Here is a 22,119-nt window from a genome sequence, read left to right on the forward strand (position 1 = left end):
GGTGGACGGATTTTCCGTCCACGCGTTCAACGTGACTGGAGGCTGACATGAAACAGCTGGAACGCGGCGAGCGCCTGCCCCTGGCGCAATCGGCTCCGGACGGCGTCCTGCAGGCCGGCCTGTCGGCGCAGGGCCTGGCGCTGGACTTCGCCTGCTTCGCGCTCGACGCCGGCGGCAAGCTGGCCGACGAGCGCTACATGACCTTCTTCAACCAGCCGGCGACGCCTTGCGGCGCCGTTGCCGTCGACGCCGGGGGCTTTTGCTTCCGGCTCGCCAGCCTGCCGGCCTGGGTCGAACGGCTCAGCATCGTGGCCAGCACCGACGGCGGCGCGCTCATGTCGCAACTGCAGGCGGGTAGCCTGCGCCTCGTCGGTCCGCAGGGCGAATTCGCGCGCTTCGACTTCAGCGGCCGCGACTTCGCCGGCGAGAGGGCGGTCATGCTGGGCGAGCTGTATCGCAAGGACGGCGGCTGGCGCTTCATGGCCGTTGGCCAGGGCTTCAACGGCGGGCTGGACGCGCTGGTGCGGCATTTCGGCGGCGCGGTCGCCGATGCGCCACCGTCGCCGCCTGCGCCGCTTGCGCAATCGGCGCCTGCCGCACCGCGCGCCGCCGCGGTCGACCTGGAAAAGCGCGTCGCGCAATCCGCCCCGCAGTTGGTCAACCTGGTCAAGTCGGCGACGGTGTCGCTCGAGAAGGCCGGCCTGGCGCAGCACCGGGCCAAGGTCTGCCTGGTGCTGGACATCTCGGGGTCGATGAGCGCCCTGTACCGCAAGGGCCTGGTGCAGCAGTTCGCCGAGCGCATCCTGGCGCTGGGCTGCCGCTTCGATGACGACGGGGAGATCGACGTCTTCCTGTTCGGCCGCAACGTGCACCGCGGCGCCCCCAATGGGCCTCTCGAACTGGTCGAACTACATCGAACGCATCATCGACAAGCATCCGCTCGAGGGCGATACCCGCTACGGCGCCGCGCTCGAGACGGTGCGCCGGCATTACTTCCCGGACGGCGGGGGCGGCGAGCGCAAGGCCGCGGTCAAGGCCGAGGTGCCGGTGTACGTGATGTTCGTGACCGATGGCTCGACCTCGGACAAGCCGCTGACCGAGCGCCAGCTGCGCTGGGCCAGCCGCGAACCGATCTTCTGGCAGTTCATGGGCATCGGCAAGGGCCGCAAGTCGAAAGCCAGGGCCCTGGCCAACTTCGCCGACTCGGACTTTCCCTTCCTGGAAAAGCTGGACGAACTCGATGGCCGCCTGGTCGACAACGCCGACTTCTTTTCTGTGGCCTCGCCCGACGAGCATTCCGACGGCGCGCTGTACGACCTCTTGATGAACGAATACCCGCAATGGGTAAAAGAGGCGCGCCAGCGCGGCCTGATCGCTTGATGGTGTAGGTGAAGAAGGGTAAATACGGGGATAAATACCGCTCTTCTCATCGCTTTGAACCCGTCCAGCAACCGTTATTCTCTCTGCAATATCAGGACGTCCTAGCCCTGATCAACACAACAACAGGGAGAATGCCGTGTTCGAAGGATTCATCCAGCTCAGCCCCACGGGCGTCGCGCTGACCATGGCGGGGTCGTACATCATGACCGTCTTCGCCAGCGAGCTGTATCTGCACCGCTCGCGCAGCCACCGCGCCGTGACCTTCCACCCGATCCTGTGCCAGCTGTTTCGCATGTGGATCTGGCTGACCACCTACGGCGTCACCGCCAAGACCTGGGTCGCGGTGCACCGCAAGCACCACGCCAAGTGCGATACCGAGGAAGATCCGCACAGCCCGCGCATCCACGGCCTGTGGACCATCCTGGGCAAGGGCACGCTCCTGTACCGCAAGGCGGCGCGCGACGCCGACCTGGTGAAAGCCTATGGCATCGGCATCAAGGAAGACTGGATGGACGAGCACTTGTATACCAGGCACCGCTTCCGTGGCGCGCTGTTCTTCCTCGCGGTGGAACTGCTGGTGTTCGGGCCTGCGCATGGCTTCCTGATCTGGCTGTTCCAGCTGTCGATCCTGCCGTTCTGGGCGTCGGGCTTCATCAACGGCATCTTCCACGTGGTCGGCTACCGCAATTTCGAGACCAAGGAAGATTCGCGCAACTTCTTCCCGATCGGGATCGTCTTCGGCGGCGCCGAGCTGCACAACAACCACCACGCCAACCCGGCGTCGGCCAAGCTGTCGATGAAGTGGTGGGAATTCGACTCGGGCTACCTGGTGCTGCGCGTGCTGGCCTTCCTGCGGCTGGCGAAGATCAACCACGTCGACCGCCTGCCGGCCGGCGACGAGCCGCGCATGCGCCGCCACGCGGCGGGCGCCGCCGGCCAGTAAGCCTCATCCTGGCCTAGCCGGCCGGCTCCCCACGAGGCGCGCCCACGACGATTGCGGGGCGCGCCTCGCGCAGTTTACGTCCCAGCCGGCGCCAGCCGATCACCACCCCCGTCACGCTGAGCAGGGTCCCCCCCAGGCTCAGCCCGATCAGCACCAGGTCCCACAGCGGACGCCGCTCGAGCAGGGGCAGCCAATCCCAGGAATGCAGCATCGCGAACAGCCAGCGGCTGGTGCGCTTGCCGCTGTCCAGGCGGCCGAGCACCGCGCCGGTGTGCGGGTCGAGGTGGACCCAGGTGGCATGCGGATCGGCGAACACGATGCGCAGGATCGGCAGCGGTTTCATGCCCCCGCCCGTCATCGTGTGCGCATCGCGCGCGTAGTAATAGAGGTCGTAGTCGCGCAACTGCTCGATCCGCGCCACCGGCGCCGGCAGCAGGCGGGACGCGGCGTCAACCAGCGCCTTTGCATCGAGGATGGCCGCGCGCCCGTCGTGACTGCCGATCACCTGGGGCGCGCCGGCGGCGGCCTGGGCCAGCACCCGGTTTTCTCCCAGCACGCGGGTCCAGCGCAGCTCGCGCACCTTGCCGTTCGACGCGGCCAGCAGCGCCTGCGGCGCGGCGTCGGCATCGGTCAGCACCAGCGGTCCGCCCTGCAGCGCCGCCATGCGCAGTGGCGGCGCGCCGGTGTCGAAGATGCGCCACGGGTTCATCGACATCAGGCCGCTGAAGATCCAGGTGATCGTCACCAGTGCGAACAGCAGGCCGGTGATGTGGTGCCAGCGCATCATGGCTTGCGGATAGGGCGTGCGCGCGCCGCTGCGATAGGGCTTGCGGAAGCGCCAGCGCATGATGCCGACCACGGTCCCGGTGAACGCCATCGCGATGCCCAGGATGGACAGCCAGTTGACGATGTCGGTCCAGTAGGGCTCGAAGGCATTGCCGCGGAAGGGATACAGCCAGTGGATCCAGGCGCCCGCATAGTTCCACAGCTGCTCGCTGCGCGTCGCGTCGCGCACCACTTCGCCGCTGCGGCTCGAGATGTAGAGCAGGGTACGTTCGGCGTCGCCCAGCTCCACCTTGTGCAGCGGCCGGTGCGGATCGAGCGCGCGCGAGTGGGTGAACGCGTCCTCGTCGATCGTGCCCAGGTAATCGCGTTTCACATTCGGTCCGGCGAAGGCGGCAGCGGTGGCCATGGCATGCGCCTCGTCCACGGCCCCCAGGCGCTGTCCGCTCACCGCATCGATCACGATCGCGCCGCTGCCCCTGGGCGGCGGCTTGCGGCTGGCCGGGACGTCGCCGCGCGCGGGCGTCGCCACATACACCGGACGCCCGCCGCTGGACGCGGCCAGGCGCAGCTCGTCCAGCGGGCCGGCGATGCCGGCCGCCGCCAGCGCGCGGGCCGGCGCCAGCAGGGGTGCGTCCGCTTGCAGGCGCGGCAGGTGCGCGAGGCGTTCTTCCTCGGTCAGCTTGGGATAGCCGACGTACATCATGACGATGCCCGAGACGAACCACATCGCGAACAGCAGGCAGATGCCGATGCCGAGCCAGCGGTGGACCAGGAACAGCCAGCGTTTCAATCGTGCTCCCATCGTGCGCTCCCGTCAGAAGGCCATGCGCAGCGACACGTCGGCCGTGCGCGGCGCGCCGAGATAGGCCATCGTGTTGCTGACATTGGCCGCATACAGGCGGTCGGTGAGGTTGCGCACGCGCGCGTCCAGCACCAGGCTGCGGTCGATGCGCCAGCAGAGGCCCAGGTCGACGAAGGTATACGACGGCCAGTACAGGGTATTGGCCGCATCGGCATACACCTTGCCGACCCGGCGCGCGCCGAGGTGGGCCTGCACGGATGGGGTGACGGCGTACGAGACCCAGACATTGGCCACCGTCTTCGGCGTATTGGTCGGCGTCTTCCCGGCCAGCGAGACGCCGCCCTGGTTGTAGTGCTCGTACTCGGCATCGGCATAGGTGAAGTTGCCCTGTACCGCCAGGCGCTTGGTTGGTTGCAGGCCCAGCGCCAGCTCGACGCCCTTCGAGGATTGTTCGCCGACCAGGATCGTCAGGTTACTGTTGACCGGATCCTGGGTCGCGATGTTCTTGCGCGTGATGTGGTAGGCGGCCAGGGTCGCCGAGCCCTTGCCCTGCCAGAAATCGAGTTTCGTGCCGACTTCCGCCTGGCGGCCGGTCGTCAGTTCGCTATTCGTGCGCACGTCGGCGAACGAGGCGGTGGACAGCACGCCCGACGGCGGATCGGCGGCGGTCGCGTACTGGGCGTAGAGATTCATGCCCGGCGTGACGTCCCACACCAGGCCCAGGCGTCCGGTGGTCGGGTGGTAGTTGCGCGAGAGGCTGGCCGGCGTGGTGGGGGTGACGTCGCGCCGGTTGACCAGATCCAGTTCGATGCGCTCGTGGCGCAGGGCGGTGACCAGGTTCAGGGAGGACAGCAGCTCGGTACGGTTCTCGAGGTACAGCGCCGTGGTCTTGACCTCGTTGTCGCGGTCGGGGCGGAACCCCGGCGTCATGTTCGGCACGTCGAAGAAGCGCTCGGTGACGAAATCGTAGGGATCGACGGTGCTGACCGTGGCCGGCTGACTGTTTGGAAAGCGGGTCTGGCGGTTGATGCTGAAGTCCAGCCCGAACGCCCAGTCGCTGCGCCGTTCGCCGATGCGGCCGCGGTAGACGCCGTCGATGCGGTCGCCGACCAGGGTCTGGTCGTGGCGCTGGAGCAGGGCGGCCGAGCGGATGACTTGCGTGTTCGATGGATTGAAGCGGTAGTTCTCGACATTGCGGTAGTCGCGCAGCGCATCGTAGACGTAGAAGGTATTGGTCAGCTGCAGGGCGTCGCTGACCTTCCAGGCGCCGATCGAGCGCAGCCACTGCACGCGCTGGTCGTAGACGCCATCGATGCTGTTGTAGTTCTTGAAGCGGGTGGCCTCGTTCACGCGCAGTTCGCCTTTGATCGGATTCAATAGCGGCGTGCCCCAATAGGGCCGGTCGACGTCTTCCTGCTGGAATTCATAGGCCAGCGTATGCGTGAAGCCGCGTCCGAAATCGGAACGCAGCGAGACTGCCAGTTGGGTCGCGCGGCGGTCGACGCCGTCGACCCAACTGCCGCTGTCGCGGTGGTTGATGTCGATGCGCGCGTAGTGGCCTTCGCCCACGCGGCGGTTCAGGCCAACCGAGGCTTCCTTCAGCTCGTCGGAACCCAGGCGCAGCCGGCCTTCGGCGAACTCGCGCGTCTCGGCCAGCTTGGTGAGATAGTTGATCGAGCCGCCGACCGCGCCGGAACCGAACAGGAAGCTCGATGGCCCGCCAATGGCCTCGACGCGGTCGACGATCCAGCTGTCGACCGGCCGCGCGGCGATGGAATACTGCACGTTGATGCCGTTGAACAGCTGGCTGACCGAGCCGCTGCCGAAGCCGCGGTAGCTGACGCCGATATTGCCGGGGGCGTCGTGGGCGGTGACGCCGGGGATGGCGCGCAGGATCTCCTGCGTGTCCTGGGCGCCGCGCACCTCGATCAGGGCGCGGTCGACCACGGTGACGCTGGCCGGCGTCTCGCGCGGACTCAGGCCAAGGCGGCTGCCGGTGCTGCTTGGGGTGTCGAGCTTGAGCAGGCCGTTGGCGCGTGGGGCCTCGGCGGTGACTTCGACGGTGGGTATGTGCTCGAACTGGTTATCGAACCGGTCCTCGGCCTGGGCCTGCCAGGCGGCCAGGGCGCAGCCGATGGCGAGCGCCATCCTGCGAACGTGTAAGCGTGTCTTCATTGCGAATCCTGTTCGCGCAATGCCGCATCCTCGCGGCGTCGCGCATGGTCTGCCTGCGGCGCATCGCATGCGCCACCGGACATCGTTGTATTAGGGGCGAATCAGGAAAGCGAAGACGGCGGCCCGCGCGACTGCGCGGGCGTCCAGGCGTGCTGCGCGCGCGGCGCGCGGTAGAACAGGGGAGGGTAGGGATCGCGCTCGCGGTCGAGGGCCAGCACGGGTACGGGCTGCAACGGCGGGGCCAGTTGCGGGAGCTGGTGCGAGCAGCACAGCTCGCAGTGCGACATGTCCGGCACCGCGGGCGTGTCGGTCTGCGCCGCATCGTCGATCACCATCACATGGCGGGCGCCGCTGGCGCTGCAGATCTCGGTGATCCAGGCCGCTGCTGGCTGCTGGGTGGCGTGGGCCACGGCATGGGAGATCGCAGGCACGAACAGGCCGAACAGGAACGCCAGGAGGACGGTCCAGCCATACAGCGTTCGGGTTGTTCGGAGCCTGTGCATGTGAAAATTATAGTCCTGCTGATGCGGCGGTGCGCACGGGTGGGCAATTTGTCCTGCCAGACCAATCCTGTTACTATCGGTCGTCAATCCAAAGGAGCGCGCACGTGTAATACCTCATCGATGCCATTTTTTTCGGCCTTCCCAGCCAGGCTGTGGAAGTGTCCAGGCATCCTTGGAGTCTGCATATGACGCATACCATTCTAGCGCTCGACGGCGTTTCCCTGTATCTGCCCGACGGCAGAGCCCTGTTTTCAGACCTGCATCACCAGTTCGACCTGCGCCGCACCGGCCTGGTGGGACGCAACGGCGTGGGCAAGTCGATGCTGGCGCGCCTGCTGGCCGGCGAGCTGGCGCCCACATCCGGCCAGTGCCTGCGCAGCGGGCGCATATCTTATCTCTCGCAACAGGCGGGCAGCGGCGCGGCGGCGTCGATAGCCGTGCTGGCCGGCATCGAAGCGATTACCGCCGCCCTGGCGCGCATCGAGGCCGGCAGCGTCGACCCGCGCGATTTCGATGCCGTGGGCGAGCACTGGGACATCGCCGCCCGCCTGCGCCAGGCCTGCCAGGCGCACGGACTGCCGCAGGTCGATCTCGACACGCCGGTCGCTTCTTTCAGTGGCGGCGAGGCGATGCGGGTGGCGCTGATCGGCGCCACCCTGTTCGATCCGGACTTCCTGATCCTCGACGAGCCGAGCAACCACCTCGATGGCGCCAGCCGCCAGGCCTTGCTGCGCCAGCTGCAGGCCTGGCCGAAAGGCCTGCTGGTGATCAGCCACGACCGCGAACTGTTGCAAGCCATGGAACGCATCGTCGAACTCTCTGGCGACGGCCTGCGCAGCTATGGCGGAAATTACGCGTTCTATGAAGAGGCGCGCCGCCAGGAGCAGGAGTCGGCGCAGGGCGCGCTCGAGCACGCGCGCCGGGAACTCAGGCGCGACGACGAGGCGCGGCGCACGCAGCGCGAACGCCAGGACCGGCGCCAGGCGCGCGGCAACCGCGATGCGAAAGAAGCCAACCAGGCCGCCATCCTGCTCGGCCGCGGCAAGGACCGTAGCGAAGGCAGCGCCGGCCGCTTGCGCCAGCAGCACGATACCGCGCGCGCCGGACAGGTCGAGCGCATGCGCGATGCCGCGCAGCGGGTGGCCGGCGACGCCGCCGTGCGCATCCACGCTGCCGGCGTCGAAGGCGCGGCCCAGCGCCGCGTTGCGCAGCTCGAGGCGGTCGTCCTGCCCTGGGTCGCGCCGCCTTTGGCCCGCATCGATCTGATCCTGACCGGTCGCCAGCGGGTGGGCCTGGTCGGCCCGAATGGCAGCGGCAAGTCGACCTTCCTCAAGGTGCTGGCGGGACGGCTCGATCCGGTCGCGGGCGAGCGCACCCTGCCGGCGCAGGTGGCCTACCTCGACCAGCAGCTGGGCAGCCTCGATCCGCGCCGCCCGACCCTGGACCAGTTGCTGGACGTGAACCGCAGCGCCGGGCAGGACATGCTGCGCACCTGGCTGGTTCAACTGGGCCTGGACGCGCGCACGATCACCCAGCCGGCCGGCCTGCTGAGCGGCGGCGAGCGCCTGAAGGCGGCCCTGGCCTGCGCGCTGTATGCCGACACGCCGCCGGCGCTGCTATTGCTGGATGAGCCGAGCAACCACCTCGACCTGGCGTCGCTGGCGGCGCTGGAGGCGATGCTGGGCGATTACCGCGGTGCGCTGGTGGTGGTGTCGCACGACCGGGTGTTCCTGGAGCGCATCGGGCTGACCCACCGCCTGGCCGCGCTGGATACGGGCTGGCGCCTGGAGGAATGCTGAATCGGCCGCGATTGCTATAATCGTGGGTTGGCACACCACCTGAAGAACACCATGTTGCGCACCCTTGTGATTTCCCCGAACTGGATCGGCGATGCCGTGATGGCCCAGCCGCTGCTGCGCCGGCTCAAGGAGCTGGCGCCGGGCCGGCCGATCGACGTGCTGGCCCCGACCTGGGTGGCGCCCGTCTGGCGGGCGATGGCGGAAGTCGACACCGTGATCGAGTCGCCGTTCAAGCACGGTGCGCTGCAGTGGAAGGAGCGCAAGGCCTTCGCGAAGATGCTCAAGGCGCGCGGCTATGCCGACTCTTACGTGCTGCCGAACACCTTGAAATTCGCGCTCATCCCCTGGCTGGCCGGGATCCCCAAGCGGGTCGGCTACAAGGGCGAGATGCGCTATGGCTTGGTCAACGTGATGCACCACGACGACAAGGCGGCGCCACGCCCGATGGCCCAGTTCTACCAGGCGCTGGCCGACGCGCCGGTGCGGCACTTGCAGCGCCCGGAACGCTTGCCGGAACCGGTCATGACGGTCGCCGCGGGCGAGGCCGAGGCCGCGATCGCGCGCCTTCAGCTGCCGGCGGGCGTCCTGGTTGCGTTCGCGCCGGGCGCCGAATTCGGCCCCGCCAAGCGCTGGCCATCGTCGTATTTCGCCGAGCTGGCCCAGACCATCCTGGCCAATCGCCCGGATGCGCAGATCCTGCTGCTCGGCTCTCCGAAGGACCGCGCGGTGTGCGACGAGATCACGGCCATCGTGCCGCAGGCGCACAACCTGGCCGGCTCGACGTCGCTGTCTGAAGCGATCGCGCTGATCGCGCGCGCCGCCGCCGTGGTCACCAACGATTCGGGCCTGATGCACATCGGCGCCGCCCTGGGGCGGCCGGTGGTGGCGATCTATGGCCCGACCGACCCGCGCCACACGCCGCCGCTGTCGCAACTGGCGCAGATCCTGTGGCTGCACATCGAATGCTCGCCGTGCCAGCAGCGCGAATGCCCGCTGGGCCACCAGAACTGCATGAAGCAGATTCTGCCTGCCGACGTGTGGCAGCCCTTGCAACCCATGCTTGCCGGCGCCTGAGGGCGCGGGCCAATTTGAAGAGGACCTTATTATGATTCTGGTTACCGGTGCAGCAGGCTTCATCGGCGCGAACCTCGTGCATGCGCTGTCGCAGCGCGAGCCGTTCAGCGTCTTCGCCGTCGACAATATGTCGCGTCCCGAGAAGTTCCACAACATCGTCGACGCCGAGATCGCCGACTATGCCGACAAAGAAGACTTCCTGGTGCGCCTGAAGGCGGGCGAATTCGACAACAAGTTCACCGCCGTGCTGCACCAGGGCGCCTGCTCCAACACGATGGAGACCGACGGCCGCTACATGATGAAGAACAACTACGACTACACGGTCGCCCTGTTCGAATTCTGCCAGCGCCAGGGCATCCCCTTCATCTACGCCTCGTCGGCTGCCGTCTACGGCGCCGGCACCGTGTTCCGCGAAGAGCGCCCGCTCGAACGTCCGCTCAACGTCTACGGCTACTCGAAATTCCTGTTCGACCAGTACCTGCGCCGCTACTGGCAGGCCAAGGGCCAGGACGCCGGCAGCCAGGTGGTCGGCCTGCGCTACTTCAACGTCTACGGTCCGCTCGAAGGGCACAAGGGCACGATGGCCTCGGTGCCGTTCCACCAGTACCACCAGTTCCTCAAGGACGGCAAGGTCAGGCTGTTCGGCGCCAACGAGGGGTATGAGGCCGGCGCCCAGATGCGCGACTTCATCTACGTTGAAGACGTGGTCAAGGTCAACCTGTTCTTCCTCGATCACCCGGACAAGCGCGGCATCTTCAACCTCGGCACCGGCCGCGCGCAACCGTTCAACGACCTGGCGGTGGCCACCGTCAACGCGCTGGCCAACGAAGGCAAGCCGGCGCTGTCGCTGCAGCAGATCATCGATGGCGGCCTGCTCGAATACCTGCCGTTCCCGGACAAGCTGAAGGGCAAGTACCAGAGCTTCACCCAGGCCGACATCTCGGCGCTGCGCGCGGCCGGCTACGATGAACCGTTCACCGACGTGGCCAGCGGCGTGGCGAAGTATATGGACTGGCTGCGCGCCCAGCCGACGCGCTGATTTTTATACCGCGTTTACACCCTCCACCGGCCTTTATATCCGGTTTTTACGCCTGAATCGCTAACCTGCTCGTGTTCCATGCGCCGTCCCCGCGACGCCGCATGGCTTCAACCACAACCACGAGCAGGAACACATGAAAGCATCGATTCACGCGCTGGCCGCCACCCTGGCGTTCGCCGGCGCCGCCCACGCCCAAGTCACCGAACCCGTCCAGGCCGCACCCGCGCCGGCCGCAGCGGCGTCGTCCATCGCCTGGAACGTCGCCGTCACCTCCGACTACCGTTACCGCGCCATCTCGCAGACGCGCCTGCGTCCTGCGCTGCAGGGCGGCGTCGACTACGTCCACGCGGACGGCTGGTACGCCGGCGCCTGGGCTTCGACCATCAAGTGGGTCGAGGATGCCGGCGGCGACAGTGAAGTCGAGATCGACATTTATGGCGGCAAGCGCGGTGAGTTGGCTGCCGGCGTGTCCTACGACGTCGGCGTGCTGCGCTACTTCTATCCCGACAACGGCCTGGGCCAGCTGCCGGGCTGGGTCAATGCCCACACCACCGAAGTCTATGCGCAGTTGGGTGTTGGCCCGGCCTACGTCAAGTACTCGCATGCCACCACCAACCTGTTCGGCTTCGTCGACAGCGAGAACAGCGGCTATCTCGACATCGGCGCCAATCTCGACGTCGGCAATGGCTTCACCCTGCAACTGCACGCCGGCCGCCAGGAAGTGAAGAACAATCCGGCCTCCGACTACACCGACTGGAAGGTCGGCGTGAGCCGTTCCTTCGAGCTGGCCACGGTGAGCCTGGCCTATCTCGGCACCAATGCCAACAAGTCGGCTTACACCTCGCCGGTCAACGGCAAATTCACCGGCCGCGACGCCCTGCAACTGACCGTCAGCCGCACCTTCTGATAGAGAACGCACATGGACCTCATCTACCTCGGCGCGCTCCTGATCTTTGTTCGCCTGACCTGCCTGCTGGTGGCCGGTTGCGCACAAGCGGGAGGCAAGCCATGAATCTCTCCTACGTGATCGGCGGCCTGGCCGCTGCTGCGCTGCTGGTCTACCTGCTGGTGGCCCTGTTCAAGCCGGAGGAATTGTGATGACCACCGAATTCATCGTCCTCCTTGCCGTCCTCCTGCTGGTGCTGCTGGCGCTGGCCTGGCCGCTGGGCCGCTTCATGGCGCGCGTTGCCGCCGACGGAAAAGTGCCGGGCCTGGGCTGGGCCGCCGGCATCGAGCGCGCGCTGTACCGCCTGGCCGGCCCTGCCGCCACGGCCGGGCAGGACTGGAAGGCCTACGCGCTGGCGCTGATCGCCTTCAATGCCGTCGGCGCGCTCTTCGTCTACGGCCTGCAGCGCGTGCAGGCCTGGCTGCCGCTCAATCCCGAGGGCATGGCCAACGTCAGCCCTGACTCCAGCTTCAACACCGCCATCAGCTTCGTCGCCAACACCAACTGGCAGGGCTATAGCGGCGAGCAGACCATGAGCATCCTGACCCAGATGGTGGGCCTGGCCGGCCAGAACTTCTTCTCGGCCGCCACCGGCATCGCCGTCGTGTTCGCGCTGATCCGTGGCTTCGCTGCCCGTTCGAGCAGCGCGATCGGCAACTTCTGGGTCGACCTGACCCGCTCGACCCTGTACGTGCTGCTGCCGCTGTCGGTGATCCTGGCCGTGTTCCTGGCCGGGCAGGGCGTAGTGCAGAACCTGTCCGCCCACGTCGATGCGCGCCTGCTCGAGCCCGTGACCTATACGGTCGAGACGAACGAGGCGCGTGCCGAGACCCAGGTGATCCCGATGGGCCCCGTCGCTTCGCAGGAAGCGATCAAGATGCTGGGCACGAACGGCGGCGGCTACTTCAACGCCAACTCCGCGCACCCGTTCGAGAACCCGAATGCGCTGACCAACTTCGCGCAGATGATCGCGATCCTCCTGATCCCGGCCGCGCTGTGCTTCACCTTCGGCCACATGGTGGGCGACATCCGCCAGGGCTGGGCCGTGCTGGGGACGATGACGCTGTTGTTCGTCATTGCCGCCGTTGCCGCCGTCGCCGCCGAGCAGCAGGCCAATCCGCTACTGACCCCGCTGGGTGTCGACCAGGTGGCCAGCAGCCTGCAGGCAGGCGGCAATATGGAAGGCAAGGAGACCCGCTTCGGCATTGCAGCCTCGAGCCTGTTCGCGGTGGTGACCACGGCCGCATCGTGCGGCGCGGTCAATGCCATGCACGATTCCTTCATGCCGCTGGGCGGCATGGTGCCGATGGTGCTGATGCAGTTCGGCGAGGTGATCTTCGGCGGCGTCGGCTCGGGCCTGTACGGCATGCTGGTGTTCGCGGTCCTGGCGGTGTTCATCGCCGGCCTGATGATCGGCCGCACGCCGGAATACCTGGGCAAGAAGATCCAGGCCTACGAGATGAAGATGGCGGCGCTGGTCATCCTGGTCACGCCCTGCCTGGTCTTGCTGGGCACCGCACTGGCGGTGACCTCGGCATCGGGCACGGTCGGTGTGGCCAATCCGGGCGCGCACGGCTTCTCGGAGATCCTGTATGCGCTGACGTCCGCCGCCAACAACAATGGCAGCGCCTTCGCCGGCCTGTCCGCCAACACGCCTTTCTATAACACGCTGCTGGGCGTGGCGATGTGGTTCGGCCGCTTCGCGGTGATCGTGCCGGTGCTGGCGATTGCCGGCTCGCTGGCCGCACGCCAGCGCCTGCCCGCCACCCCCGGCACCCTGCCTACCCACGGCCTCATGTTCGTCGGCATGCTGTCCGCTGTCGTCGTGCTGGTCGGTGTTCTCAACTACGTCCCGGCGCTGGCGCTCGGACCGGTGGTCGAGCACCTTCAGCTGTTCGGAGAATGACATGGAAAACTCGATGGAAAATTCGATATCCCAAAACCCCACCCAGGCGCCACGCGGCTCCCTGAGCCTGTTCGATTCCACGCTGGTCTGGCCGGCGATGATCGACTCGGTGCGCAAGCTCCATCCACGCACCCAGCTGCGCAGCCCGGTGATGTTCGTGGTCTACATTGGCAGCATCATCACGACCCTGCTGTGGTTGCAGGCGCTGGCCGGGCAGGGCGAAGCACCCGCCGGCTTCATCCTGGCCACCGCCGTCTGGCTGTGGTTCACGGTGCTGTTCGCGAACTTCGCCGAGGCGCTGGCCGAGGGCCGCAGCAAGGCGCAAGCCGCCTCGCTGCGCAGCCTGCGCCAGACCGTCACCGCCAAGAAACTGGCCAACCCGAAGCATGGCGCGCCATGGCACGCCTGCAAATCGGATGAGCTGCGCAAGGGGATGTTCTTCCTGGTCGAGGCGGGCGACGTGATCCCGGTGGACGGCGAAGTGGTCGATGGCGTGGCCTCGGTCGACGAGAGCGCCATCACCGGCGAGTCGGCGCCCGTGATCCGCGAATCGGGCGGCGACTTCTGCGCCGTCACCGGCGGCACCCGCGTGCTGTCCGACTGGCTGGTGGTGCGCGTCTCGGCCAATCCAGGCGAGACCTTCCTCGACCGCATGATCGGCATGGTCGAAGGCGCGGCGCGCAAGAAGACGCCGAACGAGATCGCCCTGACGATCCTGCTGGTGGCCCTGACGATCGTGTTTTTGGTGGTGACCGTGACCCTGCTGCCGTTCTCGATCTTCGCGGTAGGCGCCCAGGGCAGCGGCCAGGCGGTGACCATCACCGCGCTGGTGGCGCTGCTGGTGTGCCTGATCCCGACCACCATCGGCGGCCTGCTGTCGGCCATCGGCGTGGCCGGCATGAGCCGCATGATGCAGGCCAATGTAATCGCGACCTCGGGCCGCGCGGTGGAGGCGGCGGGCGACGTCGACGTGCTCCTGCTCGACAAGACCGGCACCATCACCTTCGGCAACCGCCAGGCCGCCGCCTTCCTGCCGGCGCCGGGCGTGACCGAGGAAGAACTGGCCGACGTGGCCCAACTGGCCTCGCTGGCGGACGAAACGCCGGAAGGCCGCAGCATCGTGGTGCTGGCCAAGAACCGTTTCAATATCCGCGAGCGGGCGATGGAGGCCATGGGCGCCGTGTTCGTGCCGTTCACGGCGCAGACCCGCATGAGCGGCGTCGACCTGGGAGAGCGTCATATTCGCAAAGGCGCTGCTTCGGCCATTCGTCGGCACCTGGAGTCGATGGGCGCCGCCTGGCCAGGTGACGTCGAGCGCAGCGTCGACGAGGCCTCGCGCCGCGGCAGCACGCCGCTGGTGGTGGCCGACGGCGCGCGCGTGATGGGCGTGGTCGAGCTGAAGGACGTGGTCAAGGGCGGCATCCGCGAACGCTTCGCCGAGCTGCGCCGCATGGGCGTCAAGACCGTGATGGTCACCGGCGACAATAAACTGACGGCGGCGGCGATTGCGGCCGAGGCGGGTGTCGACGACTTCATCGCCGAAGCCACGCCGGAAGAAAAACTGGCCCTGATCCGCCGCTACCAGGCGGAAGGAAAACTGGTGGCGATGACCGGCGACGGTACCAACGACGCCCCGGCGCTGGCCCAGGCCGACGTCGCGGTGGCGATGAACTCCGGCACCCAGGCGGCGAAGGAAGCCGGCAATATGGTCGACCTGGATTCGAACCCGACCAAGCTGCTCGAGATCGTCGAGATCGGCAAGCAGATGCTGATGACGCGCGGCGCGCTCACCACCTTTTCGATCTCGAACGACATCGCCAAGTATTTCGCGATCGTGCCGGCCATGTTCGTGGCCACCTATCCGAGCCTGGACGCGCTGAACGTCATGGGGCTGGCCAGTCCGGCTTCGGCCATCATGTCGGCCGTGATCTTCAATGCCCTGATTATCGTGTTCCTGATTCCGCTGGCGCTGCGCGGGGTACGTTACCGCGCGATCGGCGCGGCCGCGCTGCTGCGCCGGAACATGCTGGTGTATGGCCTGGGCGGCCTGCTGCTGCCGTTCGCCGGCATCAAGCTGATCGACCTGGCGCTCGCCGCCTTTAATTTGACGTAAGGAGTTGTCATGCAATCGATTCTTCGCCCCGCGCTGGTGCTGTTCGCGGCGCTCACCCTGGCCTGCGGCGTGCTGTATCCGCTGCTGGTCACCGGCGTGGCCCAGGCCGCGTTTCCGACCCAGGCCAACGGCAGCCTGGTCGAAAAGAGCGGCCAGGTGGTCGGCTCGCGCCTGATCGGCCAGTCGTTCAGCGCGCCTGGCTACTTCTGGGGCCGTCCTTCGGCCACCGCGCCGATGGCCAATAACGGCGGCGGCTCGGGCGGCTCGAACCAGGGGCCGCTCAATCCGGCCCTGCAGGAAGCCGTCAAGGGCCGCATCGCGGCGCTGCGCGCGCTCGATCCTGGCAATACGGCGCCGGTGCCGGTCGACCTGGTCACCAGCTCGGCCAGCGGCCTCGATCCCGAGATCAGCGTGGCCGCCGCGCGCTACCAGGCGGCGCGGGTGGCGCGTGCGCGCCAGCTGCCGGCGGAGCGGGTCGGCGCCCTGGTCGAGCAGCACAGCGAGCGGCCTTTCCTGGGCTTGTTCGGCGAGGCGCGCGTCAATGTGCTGGCCCTGAACATGGCCTTGGACGCCGAAAGCGGGCATACTCGCTGAACCATGCCGCACGACCAACAGCGACCCGATCCCGACGCCTTGCTCGCCCAGATGCGCGAGGACGAGCGGCGCGCCGCGCGCGGCCGCCTGCGCATCTATTTCGGCGCCTCGGCCGGCGTCGGCAAGACCTATGCCATGCTGCAGGAAGCGAGAAAGCTGCAGGCGGAAGGGAAGGCGCCGCTGGTCGGCGTGATCGAGACCCACGGCCGTGCGGAGACGGCGCGCCTGCTCGACGGCCTCGAGCTGCTGCCGCGGCGGCGCATCGACTACCGCGGCCGTCAGCTCGATGAATTCGACCTCGACGCTGCGCTCGAACGCGCGCCGGACATCATCCTGGTCGACGAGCTGGCGCATTCGAACGCGCCCGGCTCGCGCCATCCCAAGCGCTGGCAAGACGTCGAGGAACTGCTCGATGCCGGCATCGACGTGCTCACCACGGTCAACGTCCAGCACCTGGAAAGCCTGAACGACGTGGTCGGCGGCATCGCCGGCATCCGCGTCGCCGAGACGGTGCCGGACCGGGTGTTCGATGCGGCCCATGAGGTGATCATGGTCGACCTGCCGGCCGACGCGCTGCTGGCGCGCCTGAAAGAGGGCAAGGTCTACCAGCCGCAACAGGCCGAACGCGCGGCCGGCAATTTTTTCAGGAAGGGCAACCTGATCGCGCTGCGCGAGCTGGCGCTGCGCCGCACCGCCGACCGGGTCGAGGGCGATGTGCGCGCCTGGCGCGAGCAGCAGTCGATCGACGCGATCTGGAAGACCGGCGCCGGCCTGCTGGTGTGCGTCGGGCCGGGACCGCTTGCCGAGCATGTGGTGAGGAGTGGCGCGCGCATGGCGTCCCAGCTCGGCGCCGGCTGGCATGCGGTGTATGTCGAGACACCGCGCCTGGCCAGGATGCCGGATGCGGCGCGCCAGGGCATGCTCGACACGCTTGCGCTGGCCGACAGCCTGGGCGCCACGACGGCGGTGCTGTCGGGTGACGACGTCGCGGCCATCACGCTCGAATATGCGCGCGACCACAACCTGTCGCGCATCGCGCTGGGCCGTGCCCCGTCGCCGTGGCGCGCGCGTACGGCGCGGCGCCTGGCGCGCAAGGCGCCCGGCATCGACCTGATCGAGATCGGCCAACCGGCGGTGCCGCCGGCGCCGCTGCCTGCGGCTACCCAGGACGCGGCCATGCGGCCACGGCCGCCCTTATTGCCCCACTTTCTAGCCGCGGGCGCAAGCATCATGACGGCGATCCTGGCCACGCCGCTGCGGCCCTGGCTCGACCCGGTCAATATCGTCATGCTGTTCCTGCTGGTGGTGCTGTTGACGGCGATCCGCTTCGGGCGTGCGCCGTCGGTCACCGCCACCTGCGTCGGCGTGGCCGCCTTCGACTTCTTCTTCGTGCCGCCGCGCTTCGATTTCGCCGTCACCGACGTCCAGTACCTGGTCACCTTCGGCGTGATGCTGGCGGTGGGCCTGATCAGCGGCCACCTGGCCGCCGGCCTGCGCTTCCAGGCGCGCGCCGCCGTCGAGCGCGAACGGCGGGTGCGCGCGCTGTACGAGTTCGCGCGCGAGCTGTCCGGCGTGCTGGCGGCCTCGCAGGTATTCGAATCGAGCCGCGCCGTGATCCAGAACGCCTTCGGCGCGCACGCCACCCTGCTGCTGCCGGATGCCGAAGGGCGGCTCGGCATGCCGCCGGCGGACGATGGCGGCCCGGCCGCACCGCTGCCAGCCAACGTCGATCCGGGCGTGGCGCAGTGGGCCTTCGACCATGCGCAGCCGGCCGGCCTTGGCACCGACACCTTGCCGGCCAGCCCCTTGTTCTACCTGCCGCTGGTGGCGCCGATGGGCACCCGCGGCGTGCTGGCGATCGCGCCGGAAGGCGGACGCTGGGTGCTGGCGCCCGAGCAGCGCCGCCAGCTCGACGCGCTGGCGGCGCTGGCCGCGATCGCGCTCGAGCGCGTGCACTACGTGGAGGTGGCCCAGGCCGCGCTGGTGAACATGGAATCCGAGCGCCTGCGCAACTCGCTGCTGGCGGCGCTGTCGCACGACCTGCGCACGCCATTGACGGCCCTGGTCGGCCTGTCGGAATCGCTGCTGCGCGGCGAGGCCTTGCCGGAGTCGCCACGGGCGCTGGCGCAATCGCTGCACGACGAAGCGGTACGCATGGGCACCCTGGTCGCCAACCTGCTCGACATGGCGCGCATCGAGAGCGGGGAAGTGCGCTTCAACCTGGAATGGCAGGCGCTGGAAGAAGTCGTCGGCAGCGCGCTGCGCGCCTGCGGCGCCGCCTTGCGCGATCACAGCGTCGCGGTACGGCTGCAGCACGATCTGCCCCTGGTCCGCTTCGACGCGGTGCTGATCGAACGGGTGCTGTGCAACCTGGTCGAGAATGCCGCAAAATACACGCCGGGCGGTTCACGCATCGAGATCGCGGCCAGCCGGCGCGGCGCCTGGATCGACGTCACGGTCTACGACGACGGTCCCGGCCTGCGCCCGGGCAGCGAAGAAGCGATCTTCGAAAAATTCACGCGCGGCGAACGCGAGTCGGCCTTGCCCGGCGTGGGCCTTGGCCTGGCGATTTGCCGCGCGATCGTGGAGGCGCACGGCGGCACGATCCGGGCCTGCGACTCGCCGCTGGGCGGCGCCGGCTTCGTGTTCTCGCTGCCGGCCGGCACGCCACCCGTGTTTGACATGCCTTCGATGGAAAGAGACGATGACTGATGCTCCCTGCGCCTTGCTGGTCGAGGACGAACCGCACATCCGCCGCTTCGTGCGCGCCGCCCTGGAGCAGGAAGGCTGGCAGGTGCACGAGTCGGTGAGCATGGGGCGCGGCCTGATCGACGCCGGCACGCGCCGGCCCGACCTGGTGGTGCTGGACCTCGGCCTGCCCGACGGCGACGGCATCGACTTCATCCAGGACGTGCGCAAATGGTCGACGGTGCCGATCATCGTGCTGTCGGCGCGCGTGGCCGAGGGCGAAAAAATCCGCGCGCTCGACGCCGGCGCCGACGACTATCTGACCAAGCCCTTCGGCACCGGCGAACTGCTGGCGCGCGTACGCGCCACCTTGCGCCGCCAGCGCCAGGGCGGCACGGGCGGCGACGGCACAATCCACTTCGGCGACGTGACCATCGACCCGCAAGCCCGCGCGGTCACCCGCAACGGCGAGCACGTGCACCTGACCCCAACGGAATACCGCCTGCTGTCGGTGCTGGCCGCCAACGCTGGCCGCGTGATGACCAACCCCCAACTGCTGCGCGCCGTATGGGGCCCGGGCCATGCCGAGAGCGGCCACTACCTGCGCATCTACATGGGCCACCTGCGCCACAAGCTCGAATCCGATCCCGCCCAGCCGCGTCACCTGCTGACCGAAACCGGCGTCGGCTACCGCCTCTGGCTCGGCTAACCGCCTTTAATTCCCACATCCCTTTTCCCAACAATTAGGGTCAGAGTCGAATTCTTTGACAATATTCGAATGTTGTCATTTAATTCGACTCTGACCCTAATTTAAGTTTTTAAACAGAAATTGCACAACAATTAGGGTCAGAGTCGAATTGTTTGACAACTTTTAAAAATTGCAGGCTGACGTCCCTCAATAAATTACTCGCGGTTATATTTCAATTCTCACTATTAAGATAGATGGGGAAAGAAAATATCTGCAGACGAAAATAAGGGGCTTGAGTGGATGTTGATTGATGCAGATAAATGAACTCGCCGGCGGCGGCGAGAAATTGCTCAATAATTCTACTCTGACCCTAATTTAGCTTTGGAGAAAGTCGACCCGCAATAATTAGGGTCAGAGTCGAATTGTTTGACAACTTTGAGGAATTGCCCAATAAGTCTACTCTGACCCTAATTGTGGGACCCTAATTGTGGGATTGGGTCATCCGATAGGGGCAGTGGACGGCCTTGGATTGGGAATGATGCGGTGTCAGTGGGCGAGGCCGTGGCCGCCGACTGGTTCGGTTTCGAAACGTTCGCCGAAGCCGGCGATCAGGGGCCGGCCTTTTGCGATGGCGGCTTGCACCGATGGCAGCGACAGCGAGGCCTTGTGGCTGGGCTGGTCTTTCCAGGTCTCGGTGATCCAGATGGCGTCCGCATCCTGCGCGTCCTTCGCGATTACGTAGGCCAGGCAGCCGGGCATGTCGGCGGTGCCGTCCAGCAGGATGGCGATGAGTGCGTCGCGCTGGCCCGGTTGGGCGCGCATTTTTCCGATCAGACCGTACATCTTGGGCTTCTCCATGTCGATGGTAGTAGTGGTGGTGCCGGCGTGCGCGCCGGCCAGCGGCGTGACGGCCAGGGCGACGATGGCCATGCGGCGGGATACGGGCATATGCTTCCTCCTGGCGTCATTGCAGAGTGACCGACAGTATAGAGCCCTGTTGGTTTAAGATGGTCTTTTTCACCACACCGTCACGGAACATCGATGCGACTTCATCCCCTTGCCCTGGCCGCCAGCGCCGTCGTCCTCACCCTGTCACAGGCAGCGCACGCCCAGCAGCCGTCCGCCATCTCAGAAACCGCGCTGCGCGCGCACCTGTCGTTCCTGGCCGATGACCTGCTCGAAGGCCGCGGCACCGGCCAGCGCGGCGGCGACCTGACGGTGCGCTATCTCGAGACCCAGGCCGCCCTGATTGGGCTGCAGCAGATTCCCGGCGGCGGTTATCGCCAGAAGGTCGAGATCGAGGGCAGCAAACTGGTCGAGGGCAGCGCCACCTTTACCGCCGGCGGCAAGACCATCAAGCCGGAACTGGGCAAGGGCATCGTGATGGGCACCAGGAGCGGCAAGGAGAACGTGGCCTTCGATGCGCCGCTGGTCTTCGTCGGCTACGGCGCCGCCGCGCCGGAAGAGAAATGGGACGACTACAAGGGCCTGGACGCCAAGGGCAAGATCCTGGTCATGATGGTCGACGATCCGCAGCCCACCGCCGAGGAGCCGAACCGCTTCGCCGGCAAGGCCTACACCTGGTACGGCCGCTGGATCTATAAATTCGAGGAAGCCGCGCGCCGCGGCGCCGCCGGCGTGCTGCTGATCCATACCACGCGGTCGGCCTCGTACCCGTGGAGCGTACCGGCCAACGGCTTCGCCAACGAGCGCTTTAGCCTCAAGGGCAACGGCAATCCGATGGAAGGCTGGCTGCACGAAGACACCGCGCGCGAACTGTTCGCCGCCGGCGGCCATGACCTGGACCAGCTGCGCGCCCAGGCCGAGCGGCGCGATTTCCGCCCGGTCGACCTGAAGGTGGCAGGCAAGGTCGCGCTGCGCTCGACCATCCGTCCGGTCGAACAGTTCAACGTGGTCGGCATCGTGCCCGGCAGCGACCCGAAGCTGAAGGAGCAGGCCGTGGTCTATTCCTCGCACTGGGATCACATGGGAATGATCGACGCCAAGCCCGGCGACGATCCGAAGGCCGACCGCATCTACAACGGCGCGATCGACAATGCATCCGGCACCGCCGCGCTGCTGGCGATGGCGGCCGAAGCCGTCAAGAAGCCGGCCAAGCGCACCCAGATCTTCCTGTGGCCGGCGGCCGAAGAGCAGGGGCTGCTGGGCGCCGCCGCCTACGTCGCCAAGCCGGTGTGGCCGCTGGCGCAGACCGCCGCCGACCTGAACCTGGACAGCCTGAACTTCGTGGGCCGCACCAAGGACATCGGCGTGGCCGGCGCCGAGCGCAGCTCGCTGTACGAGACCTCGCAGCAGGTGGCGAAATCGATGGGCCTGAAGATCGCGCCGGCGGTTCCCGACCTGTCGGGCGCCTACTTCCGCGCCGACCACTTCGCCTTCGCGAAGGCGGGCGTCCCCGCCTTCAACGTCGGCTCGGCCGTGTTCTCGGGCGACGGCCACTTCGAGTTCGAGCACCACCAGCACGAATCGAGCACCAACATCAAGGGCTTCAAGGAGCACTACCACCAGGTCAGCGACGAATACCGTCCGGAATGGGACCTGTCGGGCATGGTGCAGCAGGCCCAGTTCACGCTCAACCTCGGCTACGCCGTCGCCAATGCGCCGGCCATGCCGACCTGGAAGAAGGGCGAAGCCTTCGGTAGCGTGAAGCGCTGAGGTGAAG

17 protein-coding genes and 1 pseudogene are annotated in these 22,119 nt (G+C 67.3%); 14 read left to right on the top strand and 4 right to left on the bottom strand.

All coding sequences use genetic code 11. From position 1 onward, the window contains the following. Positions 1-47: 47 nt before the first annotated feature. From SOM28_RS25355 to SOM28_RS25365, 3 genes and pseudogenes are all read left to right on the top strand, one after another. Positions 48-818: pseudogene (locus SOM28_RS25355) on the top strand (TerD family protein); the annotation flags it as partial. Between the two features lie 67 nt (positions 819-885). Beyond that, a complete protein-coding gene (locus tag SOM28_RS25360; RefSeq protein WP_320469862.1) occupies positions 886-1,380 on the top strand; it encodes a VWA domain-containing protein in 495 nt (164 codons plus the stop codon). A 136-nt stretch (positions 1,381-1,516) separates the two neighbouring features. Beyond that, entirely contained in the window at positions 1,517-2,323 is an 807-nt protein-coding gene (locus SOM28_RS25365; protein ID WP_320469863.1) for a fatty acid desaturase, read from the top strand. Between the two features lie 13 nt (positions 2,324-2,336). Here the strand turns inward: SOM28_RS25365 and SOM28_RS25370 are convergent, their stop codons facing one another. The 3 genes from SOM28_RS25370 to SOM28_RS25380 all read right to left on the bottom strand — a co-directional run bounded on the left by SOM28_RS25370 (position 2,337) and on the right by SOM28_RS25380 (position 6,589). Then, a complete protein-coding gene (locus tag SOM28_RS25370; protein ID WP_320469864.1) occupies positions 2,337-3,911 on the bottom strand; it encodes a PepSY domain-containing protein in 1,575 nt (524 codons plus the stop codon). A 12-nt stretch (positions 3,912-3,923) separates the two neighbouring features. After that, complete coding sequence (locus tag SOM28_RS25375; RefSeq protein WP_320469865.1) at positions 3,924-6,086, bottom strand: TonB-dependent receptor; 2,163 nt, start codon at positions 6,084-6,086, stop codon at positions 3,924-3,926. A gap of 101 nt (positions 6,087-6,187) precedes the next feature. Beyond that, positions 6,188-6,589: a DUF2946 domain-containing protein gene (locus SOM28_RS25380; protein ID WP_320469866.1), complete on the bottom strand. Its 402-nt coding sequence runs from the start codon at positions 6,587-6,589 to the stop codon at positions 6,188-6,190. 185 nt (positions 6,590-6,774) lie between these two features. On the opposite strand from SOM28_RS25380, the gene SOM28_RS25385 reads away from it, so the two are divergent. The 10 genes from SOM28_RS25385 (at position 6,775) to kdpE (ending at position 19,457) form a co-directional block, all read left to right on the top strand. Next, entirely contained in the window at positions 6,775-8,388 is a 1,614-nt protein-coding gene (locus tag SOM28_RS25385; RefSeq protein ID WP_320469867.1) for an ABC-F family ATP-binding cassette domain-containing protein, read from the top strand. Between the two features lie 51 nt (positions 8,389-8,439). Beyond that, complete coding sequence (waaF, locus tag SOM28_RS25390; protein ID WP_320469868.1) at positions 8,440-9,462, top strand: lipopolysaccharide heptosyltransferase II; 1,023 nt, start codon at positions 8,440-8,442, stop codon at positions 9,460-9,462. Positions 9,463-9,490: 28 nt separating this feature from the next. Next, on the top strand, positions 9,491-10,501 hold the full coding sequence (gene rfaD, locus SOM28_RS25395; protein ID WP_123070980.1) for an ADP-glyceromanno-heptose 6-epimerase: 1,011 nt from the start codon (positions 9,491-9,493) through the stop codon (positions 10,499-10,501). 133 nt (positions 10,502-10,634) lie between these two features. Further along, positions 10,635-11,408, top strand: coding sequence for a TorF family putative porin (locus SOM28_RS25400; protein WP_123070979.1), 774 nt, complete (start codon positions 10,635-10,637; stop codon positions 11,406-11,408). Positions 11,409-11,509: 101 nt separating this feature from the next. After that, positions 11,510-11,599: a K(+)-transporting ATPase subunit F gene (kdpF, locus tag SOM28_RS25405; protein ID WP_005668695.1), complete on the top strand. Its 90-nt coding sequence runs from the start codon at positions 11,510-11,512 to the stop codon at positions 11,597-11,599. Continuing rightward, a complete protein-coding gene (gene kdpA, locus SOM28_RS25410; RefSeq protein ID WP_123070978.1) occupies positions 11,599-13,353 on the top strand; it encodes a potassium-transporting ATPase subunit KdpA in 1,755 nt (584 codons plus the stop codon). Before kdpF ends, kdpA begins: the two co-directional genes overlap by 1 nt. Before the next feature lie 13 nt (positions 13,354-13,366). Next, positions 13,367-15,466 carry a potassium-transporting ATPase subunit KdpB gene (kdpB, locus tag SOM28_RS25415; RefSeq protein ID WP_320469869.1) on the top strand — a complete coding sequence of 700 codons (2,100 nt, stop codon included), beginning with the start codon at positions 13,367-13,369 and terminating at the stop codon, positions 15,464-15,466. A gap of 9 nt (positions 15,467-15,475) precedes the next feature. Then, the gene (gene kdpC / locus SOM28_RS25420) at positions 15,476-16,060 is read left to right on the top strand and encodes a potassium-transporting ATPase subunit KdpC (RefSeq protein WP_320469870.1); all 585 of its coding nucleotides are present in this window, start codon (positions 15,476-15,478) and stop codon (positions 16,058-16,060) included. 3 nt (positions 16,061-16,063) lie between these two features. Then, entirely contained in the window at positions 16,064-18,772 is a 2,709-nt protein-coding gene (locus SOM28_RS25425) for a DUF4118 domain-containing protein (protein WP_320469871.1), read from the top strand. Continuing rightward, the gene (gene kdpE / locus SOM28_RS25430; protein ID WP_123070975.1) at positions 18,765-19,457 is read left to right on the top strand and encodes a two-component system response regulator KdpE; all 693 of its coding nucleotides are present in this window, start codon (positions 18,765-18,767) and stop codon (positions 19,455-19,457) included. The genes SOM28_RS25425 and kdpE overlap by 8 nt, the downstream gene beginning before the upstream one ends. A gap of 525 nt (positions 19,458-19,982) precedes the next feature. On the opposite strand, the gene SOM28_RS25435 is transcribed toward kdpE, so the two are convergent. Then, positions 19,983-20,384, bottom strand: a complete 402-nt coding sequence (locus SOM28_RS25435; protein ID WP_123070974.1) for a putative quinol monooxygenase — start codon at positions 20,382-20,384, stop codon at positions 19,983-19,985. Between the two features lie 93 nt (positions 20,385-20,477). Between SOM28_RS25435 and SOM28_RS25440 the strand changes: the two genes are divergently transcribed. Then, entirely contained in the window at positions 20,478-22,112 is a 1,635-nt protein-coding gene (locus SOM28_RS25440) for a M28 family peptidase (protein ID WP_320469872.1), read from the top strand. Positions 22,113-22,119 lie beyond the last annotated feature (7 nt).

The sequence above is a fragment of the Massilia sp. CFBP9026 genome (genome assembly GCF_034045165.1).
GTDB lineage: Bacteria > Pseudomonadota > Gammaproteobacteria > Burkholderiales > Burkholderiaceae_D > Telluria > Telluria arenae.

Bases quoted from the DNA above. Each gene is read 5' to 3' on its own strand.
- SOM28_RS25375 (WP_320469865.1), bottom strand. From the start codon at position 6,086: ATGAAGACACGCTTACACGTTCGCAGGATGGCGCTCGCCATCGGCTGC.
- kdpC (WP_320469870.1), top strand. From the start codon at position 15,476: ATGCAATCGATTCTTCGCCCCGCGCTGGTGCTGTTCGCGGCGCTCACC.
- SOM28_RS25380 (WP_320469866.1), bottom strand. From the start codon at position 6,589: ATGCACAGGCTCCGAACAACCCGAACGCTGTATGGCTGGACCGTCCTC.
- SOM28_RS25360 (WP_320469862.1), top strand. From the start codon at position 886: ATGGGCCTCTCGAACTGGTCGAACTACATCGAACGCATCATCGACAAG.
- SOM28_RS25440 (WP_320469872.1), top strand. From the start codon at position 20,478: ATGCGACTTCATCCCCTTGCCCTGGCCGCCAGCGCCGTCGTCCTCACC.
- kdpB (WP_320469869.1), top strand. From the start codon at position 13,367: ATGGAAAATTCGATATCCCAAAACCCCACCCAGGCGCCACGCGGCTCC.
- SOM28_RS25400 (WP_123070979.1), top strand. From the start codon at position 10,635: ATGAAAGCATCGATTCACGCGCTGGCCGCCACCCTGGCGTTCGCCGGC.
- kdpE (WP_123070975.1), top strand. From the start codon at position 18,765: ATGACTGATGCTCCCTGCGCCTTGCTGGTCGAGGACGAACCGCACATC.
- waaF (WP_320469868.1), top strand. From the start codon at position 8,440: ATGTTGCGCACCCTTGTGATTTCCCCGAACTGGATCGGCGATGCCGTG.
- SOM28_RS25385 (WP_320469867.1), top strand. From the start codon at position 6,775: ATGACGCATACCATTCTAGCGCTCGACGGCGTTTCCCTGTATCTGCCC.
- kdpF (WP_005668695.1), top strand. From the start codon at position 11,510: ATGAATCTCTCCTACGTGATCGGCGGCCTGGCCGCTGCTGCGCTGCTG.
- SOM28_RS25425 (WP_320469871.1), top strand. From the start codon at position 16,064: ATGCCGCACGACCAACAGCGACCCGATCCCGACGCCTTGCTCGCCCAG.
- SOM28_RS25370 (WP_320469864.1), bottom strand. From the start codon at position 3,911: ATGGGAGCACGATTGAAACGCTGGCTGTTCCTGGTCCACCGCTGGCTC.
- SOM28_RS25435 (WP_123070974.1), bottom strand. From the start codon at position 20,384: ATGCCCGTATCCCGCCGCATGGCCATCGTCGCCCTGGCCGTCACGCCG.
- kdpA (WP_123070978.1), top strand. From the start codon at position 11,599: ATGACCACCGAATTCATCGTCCTCCTTGCCGTCCTCCTGCTGGTGCTG.